This window comes from Faecalibacterium sp. I4-1-79, assembly GCF_023347235.1.
GTDB classification, from domain to species: Bacteria; Bacillota; Clostridia; order Oscillospirales; family Ruminococcaceae; genus Faecalibacterium; species Faecalibacterium tardum.
Map to the genome: position 1 here is coordinate 254,310 of NZ_CP094467.1, position 21,513 is coordinate 275,822.

Here is a 21,513-nt window from a genome sequence, read left to right on the forward strand (position 1 = left end):
GGATGGGTCACTGCTGGCCCAGAATGTAGGGCATATAGTACGCCACCTGCTTATACCACCAGTTCCAGTCGTGGTTGACATCGTGACCCCACAGGTCTACCCAGATGGGGATATGCTTTGCTTCAAAGATGCGCTTGAGCATCCATGTGGTGTCCGGCTGTTCCCAGTCGCCCTGACCGCAGCAGATGACAGCTTTCTGGCTGCGGAACAGCTGCATATAGGGGTGATCCTCCGGGAAGTTCTTCATGTAGTCCACGGGGGAGTTCATGTACACCAGCTCGTCCATATAGTCGCCAAAGCCGTAGTGGGCAGTGTAGATGCCGCTGAGTGCCAGACAGCCGCAGAAGATATCCGGGCGGCGCAGGTACAGGTTTACCGCATGGGTGGCGCCCAGACTGCACCCGAAGGCGATGATGCCGGGCAGGTCGCTCCAGCCGTTGCGCTGCTGCGCCAGATGCTGAAGCATCGGGGCGGCCTCGCGGGTGATGTAGTGCAGCCACTGCTCATAGCGGCGGATGCGCCAGTAGGGGTTGCCCTGCGCGTCCGACCATGTTTCCTGATCCATGGTGTCGATGGAAAGCACCATGATCTGCCCGGACTCGATCCACGGGGCAAGGGCGTCGGTCATGTGGAAGTTTTCAAAATCGAAAAAACGGCCGTCCTGACAGGGGATGTACAGCATCGGGCGGCCTGCGTGGCCGTAAAGCTTGCACTCCATATCCCGTCCCAGTTCCGGGCTGTACTCCTTGAAATACTGCATCTCCATGGTGTTTCCTCCTTTAGTGTTGTTGGGCTATGGTGTCGCCCTTCTTTTATTCCTCCACCTCATACAGCAGGGTGTGGAACACGAAGGGCAGCTGTTTTTCCCAGCTGGCTTCGCTGTGGGTGCCGCCGGGCACGATGCGGCTGGTCAGGTGGATGCCCCGGGTCATCAGCTTGCCGCTCAAGGCAGAAAATTGTCGGCGGATGCCCTCGTGGTTGCCCATCTCCCGGGAGCCGTAGTCCATGTACAGCACCGTGCCGGGGGCAAGCTTTGCGCGCCCCACAAGGCCGGAAAGCTTATCCGGTGCCACCCAGATGGAGGGGGAAAGTGCTGCGGCGCGGCTGTAAGTATCGTTATATTGCAGCAGGGCATACAGGCTCATCAGTCCGCCCATGCTGCTGCCGCCGATAAAGGTATTTGCCCTGTCCGGCAGGGTGCGGAAATTTTGGTCGATCAAAGGCTTGAACCGGTGGATGAACCAGCTCATGGTGGCCTGTCCCTTGCCGTCAAAGTGGCCGTAGGTGGGGTCATCGAAGCGGTAGGGGGAATACTCCACCAGACGCTCGTTGTTCGCCCCGGCGTTGCACTCGATGGCCGCCACGATCAGCGGGGTGTCGGTATAGTCCAGATAATCTGCCACGCCCCAGCTTTTGCCGTAGGTGGCATCCTCGTTGAAAAACACGTTCTGCCCATCGAACATATACAGCACGGGGAACCGGCGCTCCGGCTGTGCTTCGTACATGGTGGGCAGGTAGACATACGCCCGGCGCTGTTCGGTGCCGTTGACCGCCGGGTAACTCATGCTCCATTTTTTGATCATGGTGCTTCTTTCCTCTCAAATCTTCCTGCAAAGGGCACAGGCGGCAAGCCCACGCCCTTTATAGGTAGTGTAGCACCATGCGGCGGGAATTGCAATCTTTATGCGCAAAGGGGCGGCGGGACGATTTGGAATGGCTTCCGCTTGCGCTCTAGCCATATTCAGCGGAAATATTATTTATAATTTCGCAATTCTGGAAAATCTGCGGATTTTCCAGAATTGCCTTTTCACGGGAGGAGCTGTGACGGCAAACGGCATCTGCGGTGATGCAAAAGGGACTGCTGCCCCAAATGGTATGCAGCAGTCCCTTAAAAAGCCGTAGGGTGACAGGCGGCTCAATATTTCTTTTCCACAGGCACGATCCAGCCCTTGGTGTCGGGCAGCTTGCCCCACTGCATACCGGTCATGGTGTCGTACAGCTTCTGGGTGACAGGGCCGATCTTGCCGTCGCCGATGAAAGCGTGCTCGCCCTTCCAGACCAGCTCCTTGACAGGGGAGACGACAGCGGCAGTACCGGTGCCGAACACCTCTTCCAGCTTGCCTTCGCGGGCAGCAGCCATGATGTCGGCAATGGCGATCTTGCCCTCAACGACCTCGTAGCCCCAGTCCTTCAGCAGCTCAATGCAGCTGCGGCGGGTGACGCCGGGCAGCACGGTGCCCACGGTAGCAGCGGTGTAAACCTTGCCGTCGATCTTGAACATGATGTTCATGCTGCCAACTTCTTCAACGTACTTCTTCTCCACGCCGTCCAGCCACAGCACCTGTGCGTAGCCCTGCTCCTCGGCCAGCTCGCCGGCCTTGATGGAAGCAGCGTAGTTGCCGCCGCACTTGGTAAAGCCGGTCAGACCCGGGGCGGCGCGGATATACTCATCTTCCACATAGATGCGCACGGGGTTGATGCCCTCGGCGTAGTAAGCGCCGGAGGGAGCGCAGATGATGCAGAAAATATAGTGCTTGGAGGCGTGCACGCCCAGACCCACATCATTGGCAAAGATGAAGGGACGGATGTACAGGGAAGCGCCGTCGGTGTGGGGCACCCAGTCGCGGTCCACATCCACCAGAGCCTCAACGGCCTGAATGTAGTCCTCTACCGGGATCTTGGGGATGCACAGACGGTCGGCAGAATCCTGAAAGCGCTTGGCGTTGCAGTCCGGGCGGAACAGCTGCACGGTGTCATCGGCGGTGCGGTAGGCCTTCATGCCCTCAAAGATCTCCTGTGCGTAGTGGAACACCACGGTAGCGGGGTCCAGCTCAAAGGGGCCGTAGGGGACGATGCGGGCATCGTGCCATCCCTCACCCTCGGTGTAATCCATGACGAACATGTGGTCGGAGAACTTTTTGCCGAAGCCGAGCTTCGTCTCATCGGTGGGCTTTGCCTTGGGCGTAGCCGTGCGGGTGATCTTGATATCCAACATAGTGAGTTTCCCTCTTTCCTTTTATGCGCGTGCGCACGATTTCCGGCGCTTTATGACACAAATGTTGGTTTCTATTATAATATTCCCAGCCGGTTTTGCAAGGAATCGCAAAATGTTTCATCTTTCCACCGGTAAAGTTGCACCAGATTGTGAGCACAATGGTGTGCAAACTGCCAAATCTATGGTACAATAGGGGCACAGAGCACTTTTGCGGAGCACAGCCCCGCTTTTCTATGGAAGGAGCATACTGCCATGATCGACAGCGTTATTTTTGATATGGACGGCCTGATGTTTGACACCGAGCGGGTCTGGGCTACCCTGTGGGAGCCTGCACTTGCCACCCTTGGGCTTTCTTATAAGGAAGGGCTGGACGTTGCCGCCCGCGGCACGGCAGGGGACACCATGCGGGCGGTGCTGCGCCGCTTCTACGGGGAAAACTGCGACACGGACGCCATCATCGAGGCGCTGCACGCACAGGCGGAAAAGGCGTTTCAGGCACCGCCGCCCAAAAAGCCCGGACTGGACGAAATTCTGACATGGCTGGACGCACAGCACATCCCCATGGCAGTGGCTTCCTCCAGCCGGATGGCGTCTATCCGGCACCATTTGGACGGCTGGGGTCTGACCCACTATTTTAAGGTGATCGTCTCCGGCGAGCAGTTCTCAGCCTCCAAGCCCGACCCGGAAATTTTTCTGCGCGCAGCGGAAGCGCTGGGCACTGCGCCCAGCCGCACCCTTGTGCTGGAGGACAGTTACAACGGCGTGCGCGCCGGTGCCGCCGGCGGCTTTGTTACCGTGATGGTGCCGGACATGGCCCCCGCCGATGACGAGATGCGCCGCCTGTACACCGCCGAGTGCCGCGATCTGTACGAGGTGCTGGAAGGCTTGCAGAAGGGGAGATTCTGAGTGAGGGATGTTCTCTTTTGACACCAAAAGAGAACCAGAAAAGTGCGTGCTCCGTGGGGAAAGTTTCTGCTTGCCTTCAGCGTGCAGGGACGCTCCGCTGGGCCAGAGGTAGGGAGGGGTGTTCCGATTCCCCCCTCCCTACCTCTGGACTCCACCCACCCCGCAACGGGTCAAGGGCTGCACGCCCTTGACAAACCTAAAGAAGAAGTCGAAGCACAAAAAAGCTAGCGCTGCGCCAGTCGGCGCTATCGCTTTAACGCTTTTTTCGCTTCTCCATTTATAGCCCCTCAGTCGCTGCGCGACAGCTCCCCCCGGGGAGCGTTCCCACCCGTGAAAATGCAATGCCGGAGCGTCCGCAGACGCTCCGGCATTGCTCTATTAAAAATAATTTTTCCGCTGAATATGCGTAAAGCGAACGCGGAGCGCATTCAAATCGTCGGGTTTAGCCCTGCGTTTTTCTTTTGCGGCGGAGCTTGCGCACCAGCTTACGGAGCAGCAGCACAAGGCACACCACCAGCAGAATTACGGTGAGGATCAGACCGAGAAGGATAAAGGCAAAGCGGTTGGGCTTTTTCAGCAGCGCGGAAAGGCTGCGGCTGTCCTCCACCTTTTTGCGGTCGTGCAGGGTGCTGTAATAGTCCGGCACGTTGCCGATGCCGTCGCCGTCGGTGTCCTCGAACGAGGTCATGTACCGCGCAATGGCGTCCCAGCCTTTCAGCTCTTTGCCGTTTTCGGTCAGGATCACATCCTCAAAATCTTCGATGGGAGTGCCGTCGGCGTATTTCGGCACGATGGACAAAATGCCGTAGGACATATCGGTCACGGCGCTCAGCATCTGCCCGCTGTAAAGGTCTGCCACAATGCGGTACAGCTTGTCGTCCTGCAGCTCTACGCGCTGCCCGTCCTTGACCAGATAAACATCTGTCACCTTGTTCAGCAGCAGCCGGTGGGGGTTATAGGTAAAATTCAGGCCGCTGCAATATAGCCGCGCGGTGGTCATGAAATCCGACACGGAAGCGTCGATCTCGGCGGCGGTGCGCAGTTCCTTGCCGGTGAGGTAGACCTCAATGAGGGGATAGCCCGGCACACCGTCTGCGCCGATGCCCAGCGAGAAGGAGTTGAACACCTGCTCCACCGTGATATCGCCCCGGGCGTAGGTATCGCGCACGGTGCCGCTGGGCACTACCGCCAAGTCGACCGGAACGCCGTCATAGTCGGCGGCGTTCTCCACCGCGTACACATAGGCGTCCGCGATGATATCACCCAGATTGTGCTCGGTGTGCACCTTGCCCAGATCTTTCAGGTTAGAAAAAACAACGTCGTTTTCTGCCAGAACCTGATCCTTAGTGTAGCCGAACTGCGCCAGATAATCCGCGTCCACGGTGTCCATAAAGCGGTCGATGACCTCTTGCGTGTCGGCATCGGCAGGGATGTCGGCAGTAATGGGAATCAGCTGGTAATCAGTCACCTGCCAGCGGCCATCCGCTTTCTGTGCCATGGAAAGGCTGCCCAGATTTTTGCCGTACTCGCCGCAGGACACCACATAGGTGTCCCCGTGGCGGATGGGCTCCCGGATGCGGCTGTGGGTGTGGCCGCTGAGGATAAGGTCGAGCTCAGGCACACCTTTAGCCAGCAGCTCGTCCTCAGACTTTTTGGGATTGTCCCATGTGCCGCTGTGGGAAACGCAGACGATCATATCCGCATTTTCGTTTTCCTTGATCTCTGCCACGGTGGCTTTGACCGCTTGTATCGGGTCTTTGAATTTCAGTTCACAGGTGGGCGCGCAGGAGAGCGCATCCTTGCCGAAAACGCCCACCACAGCAATGCGCACATTGCCCTTCTGCACCACGGTGTAGTCCTGCACGCCGTAGGCGGCAAAGGCGTCCCGGAGCTCTTGTTGTCCCTCGGTGAGGCCGGCGGCTTCCATGGCGTCCCAGTCCACATTGCAGACCACGATGTCCGGGACGGCATCGCCGGAGGTGCGGGCGCTGGTAAGCATATTGGCAAGCCCCTTGGAGCGGTAGTCGAACTCGTGGTTGCCAAAGGTGGTCACATCGTAGCCCATGTAGCCCAGCATCCGCAGCTCTGCGGCCTGTGTTTCAAACACGGTCTGGATCAGGGTGCCCATGGAAAAGTCACCGCCGTCGATCACAAGGGTGTCCGGGTCTTTGGCGCGCTGCGCCTTGATGAGGGTGTTGGCGCGGGCAAAGCCGCCAATCTCTGCTTCCTCGTCCTCCACCACGGTGGTGAAGGTGTTCAGGTGGGAGTGGGTGTCGTGGCTGAACAGGATGTCCAGCGTTTTGCCCGTCTCCGGTGCCTGCCCATAGGCGGCGGGAATGCCCAGCAGCACTGAAAACAGCAGCAGCACGGCCACCGTCATGGCAAAAAGTTTTTTCATGGCGTGTTCTCCTTTGTTGCGTCCTTATTTTTTCGGCTCAGCCGAATTTTTACAGCATCGGAAAAGTAATACCGCTCTATAAAAATCAACCATCTGCACGCTATTTTAGCATAAATGTACAAAATAAACAAGACGGCAGTTGCCTTTTTGCACCGATAGGCAACGCTTTTAGAAAATCAGACTTGTTTTAGCTCTGTGGGGACGAACCCTCTCAGTCACGCCTGACGGCGTGCCAGCTCCCCCGAAGGGGGAGCTTAACTCCCTCAGTCAAAACCTGACGGTTTTGACAGCTCCCTCTGGGAGGGAGCCTTTGGCATGGCGGGAAAATTCCCGGCTAAACCGCAAAGCTTGCGGGCGGGCGTGCTCCCCCTCGGGGGAGCTGGCGCGCAGCGACTGAGGGGCTTCAAATCGGCGGAGCCGGAAAAAACGGTTAAAAGATCTTCACGCCGAACAGGCGTGAATCTTCAGTTTTTTCCGGTGTAGCCCACTTCTTTGGGGTTAAAAGGGGCGAGAAGCCCCTTTTTCGTGGCTCCAGCGCGTCGAAATCGCTGGCACTTTTCTGGTTCTCTTTTGGTGTCAAAAGAGAACATCCCTCGGCAAGCAGAACCTTTCCCGCAAAAACAAAACCAGCCAAGCCCGCAGGCTTGGCTGGTTTGAAAGCTATCGGTATTCCCTAATCAGGCACCCACGATCAGGCGCACGGCACCGTAGATGCCGGCGTCGTTGCCAAGGCTGGCGGCCTTGATGGGGGTCTCCTTGCAGGACTGGAAGGCGTACTCCTTGTAGTGGCGCACCAGCGGGTTGAACAGAACCTCCCCGGCGCGGGCCACGCCGCCGCCGATCATGAACATTTCGGGGTCGGTGGTGGCGGCAATGTTTGCCAGTGCCATGCCCAGCGTGGAGGCCATCTCGTCCACCTCGCGGGCAGCCAGTGCGTCCCCGGCGCGGGCGGCGTCGAACACGTCCTTGGCTTCAAAGTCCTTGCCGCGCAGGGTGCAGGCGGTGTCCGGGTTTGCGTCCAGCAGCTTCTTCATGCAGCGCACAACGCCGGTGGCGCTGGAATACTGCTCCAGACAGCCGCGCTTGCCGCAGCCGCAGACGGCGGTCTCGTGGGGGTTGACGGTGATGTGGCCGATCTCGCCGCCGGCACCGTGAGCGCCGTCGATGACCTTGCCGTTCACGATGACGCCGCCGCCTACGCCGGTGCCCAGCGTGACCATGACGGCGCTGCGGCAGCCCTGTGCCGCGCCCATCCAGATCTCGCCCAGCGCAGCCACGTTGGCGTCGTTGCCCACCAGCACCCGGATGCCGCCCAGCAGTTCGCTGAGCTCAATGGACACGTTGCGGTTGCCCCAGCCGCCAAGGTTTGCACACACGATGGGCACGATGCTGGAATCCAGCACCGGGCCGGGCACGCCCAGACCGACACCCTCGACCTCGTCTGCGGACAGACCCTTTTCCTGCATCTTCTGCTGCACGGCAGCAGCCAGATTTTCCAGAATGTGAGCACCATTATTGGAAGTATCGGTGCTTACCTCCCACTTTTCCAGCAGCTTGCCGCTGGTGGTGAACAGGCCGACCTTGGCAGTAGTGCCGCCCAGATCGATGCCAAATGCGTATTCCTTCATGTCATTTACCCCTTTGATGCGGATGCGCCGCATTTTTTATCAGTATTTTATAGTATACCATATTTTTCCGCAAAAGAGCAGTGCTGCGGCGGCATTTCGTGCAATCGGACTGAAATCCATGTAAAATTTTGGGCAGTTCCACAAGTAGATTCAGCGCACGGTGTTGGTCAGCGTGCCAATTCCCTCGATCTCGCACTGCACGGTGTCGCCCGGGTGCAAAAACTGCGGCGGGTCCATGCCCATGCCCACCCCGGCAGGGGTGCCGGTGGCAATGATGGTACCGGCTTTCAGGGTCATGCCCTGCGAAAGCTCGTGGATGACGTGGTCGATATCAAAAATTTGCAGCTTGGTGTTGGAATCCTGCCGCAGTTCGCCGTTCACCCGGCTGCGGATGGGCAGCGCGGGCGGGTAGGTGTCGAATTCGTCGGCGGTGACGATGCAGGGCCCCATGGGGGTAAAGCCGTCCAGACTTTTGCCGAAATACCACTGCTTGTGGGCGGTCTGTACGTCCCGGGCGGAGACATCGTTCAGGATGGTGTAGCCGAACACATAGTCTTTGGTCTGCCCGGCGGGCACATCCTTGGCATCCTTGCCCAGCACCACAGCCAGCTCACACTCGTAGTCCAGCTTCTGCACAAGGTCGGTGTGCGCCTCGATGAAGCCGCCGTCCGGTACCGCGCGGCTGACCCGCTTGGAGAAGTAGATGGCGTCCTGATGCTGGGTGGAAAAGGCATCCGCAGAGTACTTTTCGGCTTCGTCCGAGTGCGCCATGTAGTTGATGCCCAGACAGACCACGTCCTGCGCGGGGCAGGGGATGGGGCTTTGCAGGGTGACGGCTTCCACCGGCAGCGCGGGGATGCCGCTGATGGCCAGCTGCAAGCCGAACCGCACCTGCGGGGTGAGGAAGGGGATGGCGTCGGACAGGGTCTCGTAGGAAAGCCCCAGCCAGCTCAGCGGCCAGACCTGTGTGCCGTCCTGCGAGAGGATGGCGGGGTCCTCCACACCGTCCGGCAGGCGGCAGGTGACAAAACGCATACAGTCCCCCTCCCCTCAGTGCCGGTAGGCGATGGCGCTGCGGATGCGGTCGGCTTCGGCGTCTCCCGCCAACTGGCGCACCAGCTCCAGCGCAAAGGGGATAGCGCCGCCCAGACCGTAGCTGGTGGTGATGTTGCCATCCACGACCACCTCGGTGTCCAGCACATGGGCGCCGGCCAGCTTGTCCTGAAATGCAGCGTGGGCGGTGGCGTTTTTGCCCTCCAGCAGACCCAGTGCTGCCAGCACGCTGGGCGCAGCGCAGATGGCGGCTACCTTTTTGCCTGCCTTTGCAAAGGCGGCGCAAGTGTCGGTCACCGTTTTGTTGGCGGCAAGGTTCGGCGTGCCGGGAATGCCGCCGGGCAGCACCACCAGATCTACGTCGGAATAATCGACCTCCTCTGCCAGCGCATCGGCGGTGATATGCACCTTATGGCTGCTCAAAATCTCCCGGCTGCCGGAAGCACTGGCCACCAGCACCTCCACTTTGGCGCGGCGGAGCAGATCCACCACCAGCAGTGCCTCGCACTCCTCGGTGCCCTCCGCAAAAAATACAACAGCTTTTGCCATAAGAAAAACCTCCTGTTCAAATATCAAAAAGAAAAGCCGCGTGCCGCAGCTTTGGGCAAAGCCCTTTTGGCGGTACGCGGCCTTTGTATCAGTCAGCGGCCTTTTTTTCAGCTTCCAGCAGCGCACGCAGCACACTGTCGTCCGCGCTCAGCACCCGGCTGACCCGGCTGATGATGGCGCTGGACGCACCGGTCTTGTCCATGATCTCGGTGTAGATGCACTTGTCGGCCAGCAGCTCGGCAATATTGTAGCGCTGCTCCATTGCGCTGAGCTCCGAATAGCTGCACACGTCCTGCAGAAAACGATAGCATTCCTCCGGGGTCTTGAGCTGCAGAAAAGCCCGGTACAGGCCGGAGTTGCCGGTGGGATGATCTTTCGCCATGATAGTCTCCTTTTTTGCACAGAATGCCCGCAGACAGCGGCTTTATTACACTACATCAGTGTAGTACAAACGCGGATAAATTTCAATGGCTATTTTGTGATTTTTCGGAAATCAGCTCAGGGTATGCTCATACACCAGCTCGTTGCGGGGCACGGTGCCGGTCTCCTGCTCGGCGGGGCGCAGCTCGCGGTAGCGCAGTGCCTTGAAGAACTGCTGCACCGGCAGTGCCTTGGCGTGGATGGTGCACCACACCCGGCCTTTGCCCTCGCCCTTGGCCAGCCGCTCACAGGTCTGCACGATATCCCTGCCGATGGCCTTGCCGCGGTACTCCGGCTTGAGGTACAGGTGCATCAGGTGCAGGGCGGTGTTCTCCATCTTCCACGCAAAGTAGCCGATGAGCTTGCCCCCCAGAAACACCAGAAAATAGTTCACATCGTTGTCGATGTCCGCTTCAATGGCGTCGGCGCTTTGCAGCTCCTCCACAAGGGTGTCCAGCTGCTTTGCGGGGTAGTAGCGCTTGTAGACCTCGTGCCACAGCTCGCTGGCAAGGTCGGCGGTGTTGTGGATGTATTTGGCCTTTGCGACCAGCTTGTAATCAGGCTTCATAAAACTCCTTATACTTTTACGATGTAGTCCGGCTTGCGGGGTGCGGCGGGCTTGGGCGCGGCGGCGGGGTAGCCCAGAATGCAGTGACCTACGCCGATCCAGTCCCCCTCAATGCCCCACTTTTTCAGCAGTGCTTTGCCCTCGGCGGAGTCGAACTCCTCCCGGGCGCGGTTGATCCAGCAGCTGCCCAGCCCCAGCGATGCGGCAGCCAGCATCAGGTTGCCCATGACAAGGCTGCCGTCCTGCACGGCGCAGTTTGCGTGGGCATCGGCCAGCACCACCAGAATGGTGGGTGCGCCGTACATGGGGTCGCTGTCGGCACCCATGACGGCGGCGTTCATCCGGGTCAGCTGGGCGCGGGTAGCGGCATCCTGCACGACCACGATCTTAGCGCTCTGGCGTCCCATAGCGCTGGCGGCGTAGGTGCCGGCCTCCAGTACGGCGTCCAGCTCTGCATCCGTGATCTGCCGGGGCTCGTAGGCGCGGCAGCTGCGGCGGCTGCGAATGGTTTGTAAAGTCTCGTTAGTCATGAAAGATCCCCTCCTTAATAGTGGATGGCTTTATTGTACCACAACCTGCGCCGGAGTGCAAAGTGCCCGCCGGTAAAAAACATTGCTGGCTTCCGAAAACGTTTGCGCTGCAAAAACACGACAGAATGCACAAAAAACAAAAGAAAGATTATGGAAAAGCATTCTTGTTGCCAGCGGGCAAATCGGGTATAATAGGGCTACCATAGCGGAAAGGAGTTGTGCTCTATGGCAAAGGCATCGCAGGTCGTCATTATGGAGGGGGAATACTATATTATCAAGGCCCCCAACGGGAAGGTACTGGAAGTAAAGGATTTCAACACGGAGAACGGCGCCGGCATCCAGCTGTGGAGTTATGCGGGGCATCCGTGGCAGCAGTGGCAGTTTGTGGACGCGGGCGAGGGACGCTGGCGCATCCAGAACCGCTTTACCGGCAAGATGATCGATCTGGCACTTGGCGGCGTGGTGGAGGGTACATGGCTGCACCAGTGGAGCCGCACCAGCGGGCTGAGCCAGTGCTGGGCACTGGAGCCTACCCGCAGCGGGCGCACCCGCATCCGCAATGTGCTGGCGGATAAATACATCGACCTTGTGGGCATGAACACCGCCAACGGCGCACAGGCGCAGATCTGGAACTATGTGGCGGGCGGCAATCAGGAGTGGACGCTGGAACGCATCGACCCCGATGCTGCCCAGACCGGCAAGCGCGCCGGGGAGGCAAAAGATCCCCAGCCCACGCCAAGCCAGCGCAAGCACCAGAACGATCTGGTGCGCAAGCTGAACAGCGCAGGCAAGGGCCGTGCCGGGCGCAAGGCATAAATCGAAAAACGCTTCCGCTGCTTTGCGTGGGCATCCGCAGCGGAAACACTTCCCAAAGGGCTGCTGCACAGCGTTTCATGCAGCAGCCCTTTCTTATGAAAAAAGATACGCGTATGCCACCGCGCAGCGGCGGCATACGGTAAGCATTCTCGCCAGCTGGCAAAAAAATCGGACAAAAAGGAGAACCACCTATGAACTTAGGCGCATTTATGGACCCGGAATTTCCCATCTTCAGCACCACCCTTTGCTATCTGGAGCGGGAGGACGCTTACCTGATGCTGCACCGCATCAAAAAGCAGGACGACTACAACCACGACAAATGGGTGGGCGTGGGCGGCAAATTTGAACGGTTTGAAAGTCCGGAGGACTGCCTTGTGCGGGAGGTGCGGGAGGAGACCGGCCTTACCCTGACGCGCTACCGCGCCCGGGGACTGCTGACCTTTGTGTGGGGCAACATGACCGAGTTCATCCACCTGTACACCGCCGACCGGTGGGAGGGCGAGATGATAAGGGGCGATGCCTGCGCCGAAGGCGAATTGCAGTGGGTGCAAAAGTCTGAGGTGCAAACGCTGCCCATCTGGGAGGGGGACAAGCTCTTTTTCCGTCTGCTGGAGGAAGAACACCCCTACTTTTCCCTCAAGCTGGTGTATGACGGCGACACCCTGAAACAGGCCGTGCTGGACGGAAAACGCATTGTATAAAAAAGTGCAAAACATATGGACTTATGGTGGGATGCAACCCTTTGGACAAAATAGACATAAAAAGAAAAGATTTTTCAGCACTTAAATCAGGACGCGTGCAGAAAAAACAAAAAATACTGACAGATGTGCCATCAAATAAGGACTTTTGGCGCATTTTAATGAAAAAAAGAAAAAACCACTTTCTTTTTTTGCAAAAATATGTTACTATTCTGTTACGGAACTGTGGACAGCCTGCAACCAGAGACTGTCTGTAAACACAAACATTCTTTAAGGAGGAATGTGTCTTATGATGAAGTATCTCCAGAAACTGGGCAAAGCTCTGATGCTTCCCGTCGCTGTGCTGCCGATCTGCGGCATCCTGATGGGCATCGGCTACGCTCTGGCTCCCGCTGTTATGGGTGCCGAGGGCGCAACTTCCGGCGCAGCATACACCGTCGGCTTCCTGCTCATCAAGGCAGGCGGCGCATTGATCGATAACATGGCATGGCTGTTTGCCATCGGTGCCGCTGTCGGCCTTGCTGACAACGACGGTACCGCAGGTCTGGCCGGTCTGGTCAGCTTCCTGATGATGCAGCAGCTGCTGAACCCCGGCGTGGTCAGCGCTGTGCGCCACATCGAAGAGGGCACCGCTACCTACATTGCATACCAGAAGGTCGCCGGCAACTCCTTCATCGGCATTCTGGCTGCCGTCATCGGCGCTGCCTGCTACAACAAGTTCAAGGATACCCAGCTGCCTGACTGGCTGGCATTCTTCTCCGGCAAGCGCTTTGTTGCAATCGCTACCGGTCTGATCTCCATCGTAGCATCTGTTGTTCTGCTGTTCGTCTGGCCGCTGATCTTCGGTGCACTGGTCGCTCTGGGCAAAGGCATCGTCGGCATGGACGGCATCGGCGCAGGCATCTACGCTTTCCTGAACCGTCTGCTGATCCCCACCGGTCTGCACCACGCTCTGAACAACGTGTTCTGGTTCGACACCATCGGTCTGGGCGACCTGACCCACTTCTGGGCAGGTGAGACCAGCGCTGATGTGGGCTGGAGCCTTGGCATGTACATGTCCGGCTTCTTCCCCTGCATGATGTTCGGTATTGCCGGTGCTGCTCTGGCTATGGTCAAGACCGCTAAGAACAAGAAAGCTGCTATTGGTCTGGTCGTCTCCGCTGCAATCTGCGCATTCGTCTGCGGCGTTACCGAGCCCTTCGAGTTCGGCTTCATGTTCCTGTGCTTCCCGCTGTACGTTGTGTACTCCGCTCTGTACGGCATCTTTACCATCATCACCTACTACTCCGGTTTCCGTGCTGGCTTCTGCTTCTCCGCAGGCGCTACCGACCTGGTGTTCTCCGCTTCTCTGCCCGCAGCTGCTAAGACTTGGATGATCATTCCTCTGGGCATCGCAGCATTCCTGGTGTTCTACTTCGTGTTCTACTTCGCCATCACCAAGTTCGACCTGAAGACCCCCGGCCGTGAGGATGACGACGAGGAAGCTGAGAAGAAGGTCGTTCTGGCTAACAACAACTACACCGAAGTCGCTTCTGCTGTTCTGGCTGCTGTCGGTGGCAAGGAGAACGTGAAGGACGTTGGTTACTGCGCAACCCGTCTGCGTTTTGAGATGAAGGATAACGCTAAGGTTGACGAGAAGGCTGTCAAGGCTGCCGGTGCTGCCGGTGTCATCCGTCCCAGCAAGAACGCTTGCCAGGTCATTATCGGCACCAAGGTGCAGTTCGTGTACGACGAGCTGAAGAAGATGCTGTGATCCTGCACTTCTGAAAAAGAATGAACTGCAAAAGTCTGGTTGATTTTGCAGTATGAACCGGGCCGCCGGGGGCGGGGTGCACAGCGCCCCCTCCCGGCGGTCCGCTCTTTTTGCACAGCGGTACAATGTTCACACAAAAGGACTTTTGAAAAAACACCCGGCGTGCTATACTGGGTGAAAAAGAAGAAAGAACGAGGTGTTTTGTATGATCCTTCAGAATGCACTGGTCTATACCCCGCGCCACACCTTTGAGCGCGGCACCATCGTCATCCGCGATGGCCGCATCGTGCCCTTTGCCGCCCCGGAAGAGGGCGAGGAGGTGCTGGATGCCGAGGGGCTGTACGCCCTGCCGGGTCTTGTGGATATCCACTTCCACGGGGCAATGGGCAAGGATTTCTGCGACGGCACCGAGGAGGCCATCCAGACGCTGGCGGATTTCGAGGCCAGCAAGGGCGTGCTGGCCATCTGCCCTGCTACCATGACCTACCCGGAGGAGTTTCTGAACAAGGTGATGGACGCCGCTGCCGCCCATAAAAACGGCAAGGGTGCCGACCTTGTGGGCATCAACATGGAGGGCCCCTTCATCAGCCCCAAAAAGGTGGGTGCACAGAACCCGGAGTATGTGCAGGGCGCAGACGCCGCCATGTTCCGCCGCCTGCAAAAGCGTGCAAACGGTCTGATCAAGCTGGTGGACGTTGCCCCGGAGGAGCCGGGCAATCTGGACTTTATCCGGGAGTGCCATAACGAGGTGCGTATCTCCATCGCCCACACCTGCACCGACTACGACACCGCCGTCAAGGCCTTTGAAGCCGGTGCCACCCACATGACCCACCTGTACAACGCCATGCCCGGCATCACTCACCGTGCGCCCGGCCCCATCATTGCGGCCATGGAGCACGACGCCGAGGTGGAGCTCATCACCGATAACGTGCACATTCACCCCGCCATGGTGCGGTTCACCTTCAATACCTTTGGCGACGACCGCGTCTGCCTGATTGCAGACAGCGCCATGTCCTGCGGCCTGCCGGACGGCCAGTACAGTCTGGGCGGACAGGCTATTACGGTCAAGGGACCCCGCGCTACCCTGACCGAGCACCCGGACACCATTGCGGGCAGCAACACCTGCCTGTACGACTGCATGAAGCGCGCCGTGCTGGAGATGAACGTGCCGCTGGAAAGCGCCGTCCGTGCTGCCAGCGAGACCCCCGCCAAGAGCATCGGCGTGGATAACGATTACGGCAGCCTTGCCGCCGGACGCTACGGCAACGTCATCCTTGCGGATAAGGAGCTGAACATCAAGGCCGTCATCCAAAAGGGCGTCCGCATCGTCTGAGTTTTGTAAAAAAGTGATGCCGGGCAGCCGCAGGCTGCCCGGCATTACGCTGTAAAAATATATTTTCCGCAAAAAAGAGGCCGCTGCGCGATTGCAGCGGCCTCTTTGTGATGCAAAAAATCAGACCTTGAACAGCGGGGTGCCGGGGGTGACATCGCCCTCTGCCAGCATCTTCACTTCATCGTCTGCACCATCGGTCACGATGATGGCGGTGGCGGTGGGGTGACCTGCGGCGCGGATGGCGTCCAGATCCACCTTCAGCAGCGGAGTGCCGGCGGAGACCTTCTGGTTCTCCTTGACCAGAGCGGTAAAGCCCTGACCCTTCATGTCCACGGTGTCCATGCCGACATGAATCAGCAGCTCGATGCCGTCGTTGCTGGTAATGCCAACAGCGTGCAGGGTGGTGGCGATCTGGGTCACAGTGCCGTCAAAGGGGGCGTACACGGTATCGCCGGTGGGCTCGATGCCGCAGCCGGGGCCCAGAATGCCCTGTGCAAAGGTTTCGTCCGGGATGTCGGCCTGAGCCAGCACCTTGCCCTGCAGCGGGGTCAGCACGGTCTTGCTCTGGTTGGTGAACTTAGCGGTGTTTTCGTCCTTGGACTTGCCGCCAAAAAGCTTGTCAAAAAAACCCATAAGTATCATTCCTTCCTGTCATCATGCAAGGGCGGCAAAGGTAACAAAATGTTTGCCGACCCTGAAGTGTTTACCTGTATAAAAAGATACCATATCGCGCACCAAAATGCAAGAAAAGCGTGGACTTTTTCTCCATGCGATCAGGGCAGAGGCGGCTGTTTTTTGCCGGGGCGCGGAACAGCAAAAAAGACACCGGCCGAAGCTGGTGTCTTTTCAGGTTCCCGGGTGCAGCCACGGAAGCGTTACTTCCCGGCGGGTCTGCCTTCCCCGCCTTTGGAGCGGTTCAGGGTGGGGTGGTGCTTCTCGATGGACTGCTGCTCGTGCTCCCGGCGGGTACGGGAGGTGGAGCGGCCGTCGGCCACCATGTACTCAAGGGTGCTGCCGCAGCCCTGACCGGTGGGCAGCTTACCGCTGCGGATATGCTCCCGCATACGCCGGGCGAGATCGTTGGTCTCCCCGATGTATGTAATGCAGCCGGAGCCGTCCCGCATCCGGTACTCGCCGGGACTGTTGGGCGGCCTGTGTCCGGCCCCGGTGGTGGGGTCGAATTTCCACGGGCGGCCTGCCTTGTAGATGGACATAGGGTACCTCCTTATCGGTGGCCTCCGCGCTTGCGGAGGGAAAGCTCTGCGGTGGGGAAACTGGCAGGGAATGCGGGCTGCGGCAGATGCTGCGGCTCTGGGGAGCACTGCGCTTTGCCGCAGTACCGGCACACCAGACCGAGGTCGCCGGTCGAGGGGTTATAGCGGTAGGTGCGGCGGCAGTGGACGCACTGCCGGGTCATGGGCAGCAGGCTCATGCAGAAACCCTCCTTTCCGGGTCAGCGGCGGTCGCTGTCGTGCTCCCGGGCGTCCCGGGAGATCTCGGCTGCGTCGGACAGGGCCTTGAGCCCGATGGCGGCGAGGAGCAGCCCGCCGACGGGCGGGGTGGTGGAGACCACAGCGGCCGTAGCCGCAGTGAGAAGCGTGAACATACGGACACACCTCCTTTCCTGCCGGGGCGCTCAGGCGAGCTGGCGCGCTGCGGCCTCGGTACCCTGCACGGTGCAGGCTGCCGCAGTGGTCCCGGCACCGATCAGGGTGCCGACAGCCGTGCCGGTGGCGACGGACGTGCCGGTGATGGTGGCGATGGCGCCGCCGATGGTGCCGCCCAGCGTTGCGCCGGCGATAACGGTAGAAAGAATAAACATGATAGACCCTCCTGTTGCAGATTACATGAACGAAAACGAAATGAGCCGGAACCTGCCCGGGAAGCCGCGCTCTGGCAGCTCCCGTGGGGGTGGCTCCCTTGACTGTGGCTTTATTATACAGCAGCCTAAATGGAATTCCTAGGTGACAAAAAACTTTATTTTTTGTTCCAATTCCGGTAGAAATATGCTATAATCGCCTTATAAAAGTACCGGTACGGAACGAATGCCTGTTTTTTGAGCCTGCGGAGGTGCAAGATGCTGTTTTCGGAGCTTGAGGAAGTTCTGGAGGATCTTTCCAGAAACAAACAGCGGCTGACTGTGAGCCGCCATGCCTACAATATCCTGCTTCAGGATGACGAGATCTTTGAACCGGACAAAAGACAAAATCGCTCCGGCGGCGACCCCTCTTCTACACTGGTCAACCAGCTTTTCCAGAACCTTTACGAAACGGCGGAGTCCTCCATCTGGATGCGGCTCGGCGCGGAAAAGGAAAAGCTTGCCGAGCGCTTCCATGGGCAGGAGAACGCCGAAGCCTGTACCGTGGCGGTGCTTGCGCTGCTGCAGGAACAGCTTGAAGAAAAGGCGCGCTGTCGCCAGCAGGACAAGGGCTGCTCTTTTTTCGTCCGGCTTAGTAAGCCCGTGCTGGAAGCGCTTGCTTCTGATGAGCTGCGGAAGGATGCCGCGTTTTACGGCGACAAGGTCGGCAACTACCTGAAAGCACTTCTGGAGGAATACTGCGCGCTGCCCTATGCAGAGCGGGAACGCATCTATTACAAGCAGCAGCTGCAAAGCATTGAGCTGGCCATCACCAGACAGGAAAAACTCAAGCTTACCCTGAACAGCAGAAAAAAGCCGACCGGGGGCGCGGCTGCGCCGAACAATATCACCTACCTGAAGCCCCTGTGCATCCAGAAGGACACCGAGCAGCTCTACAATTACCTTGTCGGCATGACCTCTGCCCAGCCCGGCGGCCCATGGGGCATGGGGTGTGTCCGGCTCAGCTCCATCAAAAAGCTCAGCAGCCTGAAATGCAGCGGGTTCATCAGCGCTGACGACCGGCGGAAGATCGCAGAGACGATCCAGAAAAACGGGGTGCAGTACCTGCCGGAGCAGGGGGCATGGCAGACCATCCTTGTCCGGTTGACGCCATCCGGGGAAAGAAAGTACCAGCAGATCCTTCATCTCCGGCCGCAATACGCCCGGAAAGAGGGGGCAGTGTACACCTTTACCTGCACACAGCGTCAGGTGGAAAACTACTTTTTCAAGTTCGGCCACGATGTCAGGATCCTTGCCCCGCAGGAGCTGGCAGATAAATTCAAGCGGATGTATGAATCGGCGGCAGAGCAGTACGAGTGAAAAGCCGCAAAATCCTTTCCCGCGCGGGCGCTAATTTTCACTTTACAAACGCCGCAAGAACCGTTACAATTACAATCAAAGCAATGCCGAAAGGCCGTTCGTTTTCATCCACCGTGCGCAACCGTTCCGACAGCGCCGGGGCTGCGCAGAACACTCTTGTCAGGAGGTTTTTTGCATGAAAAAGATCACACGCCGTACCATTCTTCGTGCCTCGGGGCTGGCAGCCGCCTCGCTGGCTCTGTCCGGCTGCGCACCCACCGGCAGCGCCTGTGTGGGCAACGGTTTTTCCGACTGGCTGCAGCAGACCTTAGGGAAGAGCGGCAGCGCCGCCTCTTCTGAAAGCACCGAAGCCGCTGCCCCGGACGCCGGAGCCGCGTCCGAAGCCCCGGCAGAAAGCGCCGACAGCAGCCTGCCCGCCTACAACGCCGATCCCCTTACCGGTGAGCCCCGCCGCAGCAATGGCCGCATGGTGGGTGTGATGGTGAACAACATCAGCAACACCCAGCGACAGAACGCCCGCCCGCAGCGCGGCCTTGGCTCTGCCGACCTGCTCATCGAGAGCAAGGTGGAGGGCGGCATCTCCCGCTTCTGCGCGGTGTACTATGACGCCAATGCCATCCCGGAAGTAGGCCCGCTGCGCTCCGGCCGCGACCAATTTTTGCAGCTGCTCATGCCGTGGCAGGCGCTGTACTATCACGATGGCGAAAGTGCCCCCTGCACCAAGTTTATCAATGTGTACAACTACTCCGGCCTGAACATCGGCGGCAAGAGTTACTTCAACACCCCCACCCATCCCCATGTGGCGCACCGCGACAGCCGCGGCCGCAATGTGGCCTACGAGCACACCGAGTTCACCTCCGGTGCCGAGATCCGGCAGGCCGCTGCCAACGCGGGGATCGGGCTGCAATACCCTTATGAGAGCACCTTCTTCCGCTTTGCGGACTACCGCACCGGCGCAGAGAATAAGATGTCCGGCGCTGCCGCCGCCAAGACCATCAACATCGTGCACTCGGACAGCTACAAGACCACCTTCAGCTACAACCGCTGGGATCACCTTTATAAAATGTCCATGTACAGCCGCGCCGCCGGTGCTTTTGAGAACACCGTGGACGAGCTGACCGGCAAGCAGCTTGGCTTTACCAATCTGCTGGTCTGTTTTGCGGGCATCGCGGACTACCCCGGCAACTCCGGCGGCGTGCAGCAGGTGGACTATGTGTCCGGCGGTGAAGCCTATTTCTTCACCCGGGGCGCAGTGCAGCGGGGTACATGGCAGAAAGCTTCCCCGGAACACCCGCTCAAGGTCTATGCCGCCGACGGCAGCGAGCTGTGCTTCAACCGCGGCAAGACCTATCTGGCCATCGTGGACGATGACGAGTGGCAAAACTTCAACTATCAGTAAGGGGAGAAGCCCATGAAACGCAAATGGAGCCTGCGCCTTGGTGCAGCCGTGCTGTGCGCGGTGCTGCTGGGCAGCTGCGGGAGCACCGCCGCTGCGCCCGCAGAAAGCACCGCCCCGGCAGACCCGCTTACCGGACAGCAGCTGCTGTACCCGGAACAGCGGGCGGCGGCGGTGGTCATTGAGAACACCACCGGCAGCACTACCCAGTGGGGCATCGGCAGCGCCTCGGTGGTGCTGGAAGCCCTGACCGAGAGCGGCAGCTCCACCGAGCTGTGTCTGGTATACCCCGCCCTTGAGGCCATGCCCATCGTAGGGCCGGTGACGCGCGGGCAGGACTTATACTGGCGGCTGCTCAGCGGGCAGCAGGTGCTGCCCATCCAGTGCGGCAGCAGTGCGTATGCCAAGCGGTATCTGGAATACTATAACCTCCGCGCGGTGGACGCGCAGGAGGTGGGGCGCAATGCCTTTGTCAGCACCGGTTATGGCTGGAACAGTACGCCTTTGTGGCGCACCAGCGGCAAGGCGGTCGCCTCGGTGCTGGACAGCCTGAGCATCTCCACTGCCGTGAACCAGAACACCGCCTCCGGCAGCGAGAGCGAAACGGCGGGCGTGCTGCCTGCCCTGCTGCCCCAGCGGGACACCGGCCATCTGCCGGACGCAACCGCTGCAGATGCGGTAAAGGTGACCGTAAATTTCCAATCTGGCGGTGCCACCGGCTTTGTCTATGATGACGCCCTTGCCGCCTACGGGATGCAACACGCTGACGGCACCCCCCAGCTGGACGCCAACACCGGCACACAGGCAGCCTTTGACAACCTGCTCATCCTGTACAGCGGCTCTTCCCTGCGGGACGACGGCCACACGCTGGACTACGACCTTTCCATGGGCGGCGGCGTCTGGCTGAACGGCGGACACCTGTGGCAGGTCACATGGACGCAGGGCGTAGAGAGTACCCTTGCCCTCTACGATTCCAACGGCAAGCCGCTGGAGCTCCCGGCAGGGCGCAGTTACATTGCCCTGCTCTCCAGCCTTACCGGGCAGGAACTGCTGGTGCAAAACAGCACCGGGGAGGCGCTGGTGGGCGCCGGTTGATCTCCGGCAACGGGACGATTTTGAATGCGCTCCGCGTTGCTTTGCGCATATTCAGCGGAAAATTTATTATTATAATTTGCGGCTCAGAAACGTCTGCGGACGTTTCTGAGCCGCTTTTTCACGGGAGGAGGCATAGCGGTAAACGGCATTTGCTGCAAAAAAAGAGCCATTGCACGCAATTTGTGCAATGGCTCTTT

At 59.2% G+C, this 21,513-nt stretch carries 24 protein-coding genes; 8 read left to right on the forward strand and 16 right to left on the reverse strand.

Features of this window, described 5'->3' with window-relative positions; all coding sequences use genetic code 11:
• Positions 1–7: 7 nt before the first annotated feature.
• The 3 genes from MTP36_RS01215 to MTP36_RS01225 form a co-directional block, all read right to left on the reverse strand.
• Positions 8–766, reverse strand: coding sequence for an esterase family protein (locus MTP36_RS01215; RefSeq protein ID WP_249252926.1), 759 nt, complete (start codon positions 764–766; stop codon positions 8–10).
• Between the two features lie 46 nt (positions 767–812).
• Positions 813–1,583, reverse strand: a complete 771-nt coding sequence (locus MTP36_RS01220; RefSeq protein WP_055186692.1) for an alpha/beta hydrolase — start codon at positions 1,581–1,583, stop codon at positions 813–815.
• A gap of 332 nt (positions 1,584–1,915) precedes the next feature.
• Positions 1,916–2,995, reverse strand: coding sequence for a branched-chain amino acid aminotransferase (locus tag MTP36_RS01225; RefSeq protein WP_005925392.1), 1,080 nt, complete (start codon positions 2,993–2,995; stop codon positions 1,916–1,918).
• Between the two features lie 252 nt (positions 2,996–3,247).
• On the opposite strand from MTP36_RS01225, the gene MTP36_RS01230 reads away from it, so the two are divergent.
• Entirely contained in the window at positions 3,248–3,901 is a 654-nt protein-coding gene (locus MTP36_RS01230) for an HAD family hydrolase (protein WP_249252928.1), read from the forward strand.
• A 442-nt stretch (positions 3,902–4,343) separates the two neighbouring features.
• On the opposite strand, the gene MTP36_RS01235 is transcribed toward MTP36_RS01230, so the two are convergent.
• The 8 genes from MTP36_RS01235 to MTP36_RS01270 all read right to left on the reverse strand — a co-directional run bounded on the left by MTP36_RS01235 (position 4,344) and on the right by MTP36_RS01270 (position 11,047).
• Positions 4,344–6,299: a bifunctional metallophosphatase/5'-nucleotidase gene (locus MTP36_RS01235; RefSeq protein WP_249252930.1), complete on the reverse strand. Its 1,956-nt coding sequence runs from the start codon at positions 6,297–6,299 to the stop codon at positions 4,344–4,346.
• Positions 6,300–6,729: 430 nt separating this feature from the next.
• Positions 6,730–6,933, reverse strand: a complete 204-nt coding sequence (locus MTP36_RS01240) for a hypothetical protein (protein WP_249252932.1) — start codon at positions 6,931–6,933, stop codon at positions 6,730–6,732.
• Between the two features lie 43 nt (positions 6,934–6,976).
• Positions 6,977–7,927, reverse strand: a complete 951-nt coding sequence (locus tag MTP36_RS01245) for an ROK family glucokinase (protein ID WP_242852970.1) — start codon at positions 7,925–7,927, stop codon at positions 6,977–6,979.
• Between the two features lie 150 nt (positions 7,928–8,077).
• Positions 8,078–8,962 (reverse strand): fumarylacetoacetate hydrolase family protein, encoded by an 885-nt coding sequence (locus MTP36_RS01250; RefSeq protein ID WP_113992453.1) that lies wholly within the window; start codon positions 8,960–8,962, stop codon positions 8,078–8,080.
• A gap of 15 nt (positions 8,963–8,977) precedes the next feature.
• Positions 8,978–9,529, reverse strand: a complete 552-nt coding sequence (locus MTP36_RS01255) for a DJ-1 family glyoxalase III (protein ID WP_249252934.1) — start codon at positions 9,527–9,529, stop codon at positions 8,978–8,980.
• A gap of 88 nt (positions 9,530–9,617) precedes the next feature.
• Positions 9,618–9,911, reverse strand: coding sequence for a YerC/YecD family TrpR-related protein (locus MTP36_RS01260; RefSeq protein WP_005925416.1), 294 nt, complete (start codon positions 9,909–9,911; stop codon positions 9,618–9,620).
• A gap of 111 nt (positions 9,912–10,022) precedes the next feature.
• The gene (locus tag MTP36_RS01265) at positions 10,023–10,517 is read right to left on the reverse strand and encodes a GNAT family N-acetyltransferase (protein ID WP_005925419.1); all 495 of its coding nucleotides are present in this window, start codon (positions 10,515–10,517) and stop codon (positions 10,023–10,025) included.
• Positions 10,518–10,525: 8 nt separating this feature from the next.
• Positions 10,526–11,047 (reverse strand): nitroreductase family protein, encoded by a 522-nt coding sequence (locus MTP36_RS01270; protein WP_055186463.1) that lies wholly within the window; start codon positions 11,045–11,047, stop codon positions 10,526–10,528.
• Positions 11,048–11,272: 225 nt separating this feature from the next.
• Between MTP36_RS01270 and MTP36_RS01275 the strand changes: the two genes are divergently transcribed.
• From MTP36_RS01275 to nagA, 4 genes are all read left to right on the forward strand, one after another.
• The gene (locus MTP36_RS01275) at positions 11,273–11,863 is read left to right on the forward strand and encodes an RICIN domain-containing protein (protein ID WP_097779417.1); all 591 of its coding nucleotides are present in this window, start codon (positions 11,273–11,275) and stop codon (positions 11,861–11,863) included.
• Between the two features lie 191 nt (positions 11,864–12,054).
• A complete protein-coding gene (locus MTP36_RS01280) occupies positions 12,055–12,564 on the forward strand; it encodes an NUDIX hydrolase (protein ID WP_112091557.1) in 510 nt (169 codons plus the stop codon).
• A 286-nt stretch (positions 12,565–12,850) separates the two neighbouring features.
• Positions 12,851–14,314: a PTS transporter subunit EIIC gene (locus MTP36_RS01285; protein ID WP_249252947.1), complete on the forward strand. Its 1,464-nt coding sequence runs from the start codon at positions 12,851–12,853 to the stop codon at positions 14,312–14,314.
• 205 nt (positions 14,315–14,519) lie between these two features.
• Complete coding sequence (gene nagA, locus MTP36_RS01290; RefSeq protein WP_249252956.1) at positions 14,520–15,647, forward strand: N-acetylglucosamine-6-phosphate deacetylase; 1,128 nt, start codon at positions 14,520–14,522, stop codon at positions 15,645–15,647.
• Positions 15,648–15,767: 120 nt separating this feature from the next.
• Here nagA and MTP36_RS01295 read toward each other — a convergent pair whose 3' ends face one another.
• The 5 genes from MTP36_RS01295 to MTP36_RS01315 form a co-directional block, all read right to left on the reverse strand.
• Positions 15,768–16,280 (reverse strand): PTS sugar transporter subunit IIA, encoded by a 513-nt coding sequence (locus MTP36_RS01295; protein WP_249252965.1) that lies wholly within the window; start codon positions 16,278–16,280, stop codon positions 15,768–15,770.
• 242 nt (positions 16,281–16,522) lie between these two features.
• On the reverse strand, positions 16,523–16,861 hold the full coding sequence (locus MTP36_RS01300; RefSeq protein ID WP_055186469.1) for a GIY-YIG nuclease family protein: 339 nt from the start codon (positions 16,859–16,861) through the stop codon (positions 16,523–16,525).
• Between the two features lie 11 nt (positions 16,862–16,872).
• Positions 16,873–17,079 (reverse strand): hypothetical protein, encoded by a 207-nt coding sequence (locus MTP36_RS01305; protein ID WP_249252967.1) that lies wholly within the window; start codon positions 17,077–17,079, stop codon positions 16,873–16,875.
• Between the two features lie 21 nt (positions 17,080–17,100).
• Positions 17,101–17,253, reverse strand: coding sequence for a hypothetical protein (locus tag MTP36_RS01310; RefSeq protein WP_155515407.1), 153 nt, complete (start codon positions 17,251–17,253; stop codon positions 17,101–17,103).
• 30 nt (positions 17,254–17,283) lie between these two features.
• Entirely contained in the window at positions 17,284–17,469 is a 186-nt protein-coding gene (locus MTP36_RS01315; protein WP_055186471.1) for a hypothetical protein, read from the reverse strand.
• A gap of 255 nt (positions 17,470–17,724) precedes the next feature.
• Between MTP36_RS01315 and MTP36_RS01320 the strand changes: the two genes are divergently transcribed.
• The 3 genes from MTP36_RS01320 (at position 17,725) to MTP36_RS01330 (ending at position 21,316) form a co-directional block, all read left to right on the forward strand.
• On the forward strand, positions 17,725–18,825 hold the full coding sequence (locus MTP36_RS01320; RefSeq protein ID WP_249252969.1) for a hypothetical protein: 1,101 nt from the start codon (positions 17,725–17,727) through the stop codon (positions 18,823–18,825).
• Positions 18,826–19,000: 175 nt separating this feature from the next.
• Positions 19,001–20,224: a DUF3048 domain-containing protein gene (locus MTP36_RS01325; protein ID WP_249252971.1), complete on the forward strand. Its 1,224-nt coding sequence runs from the start codon at positions 19,001–19,003 to the stop codon at positions 20,222–20,224.
• 12 nt (positions 20,225–20,236) lie between these two features.
• Positions 20,237–21,316 (forward strand): DUF3048 domain-containing protein, encoded by a 1,080-nt coding sequence (locus tag MTP36_RS01330; RefSeq protein ID WP_249252973.1) that lies wholly within the window; start codon positions 20,237–20,239, stop codon positions 21,314–21,316.
• Positions 21,317–21,513 lie beyond the last annotated feature (197 nt).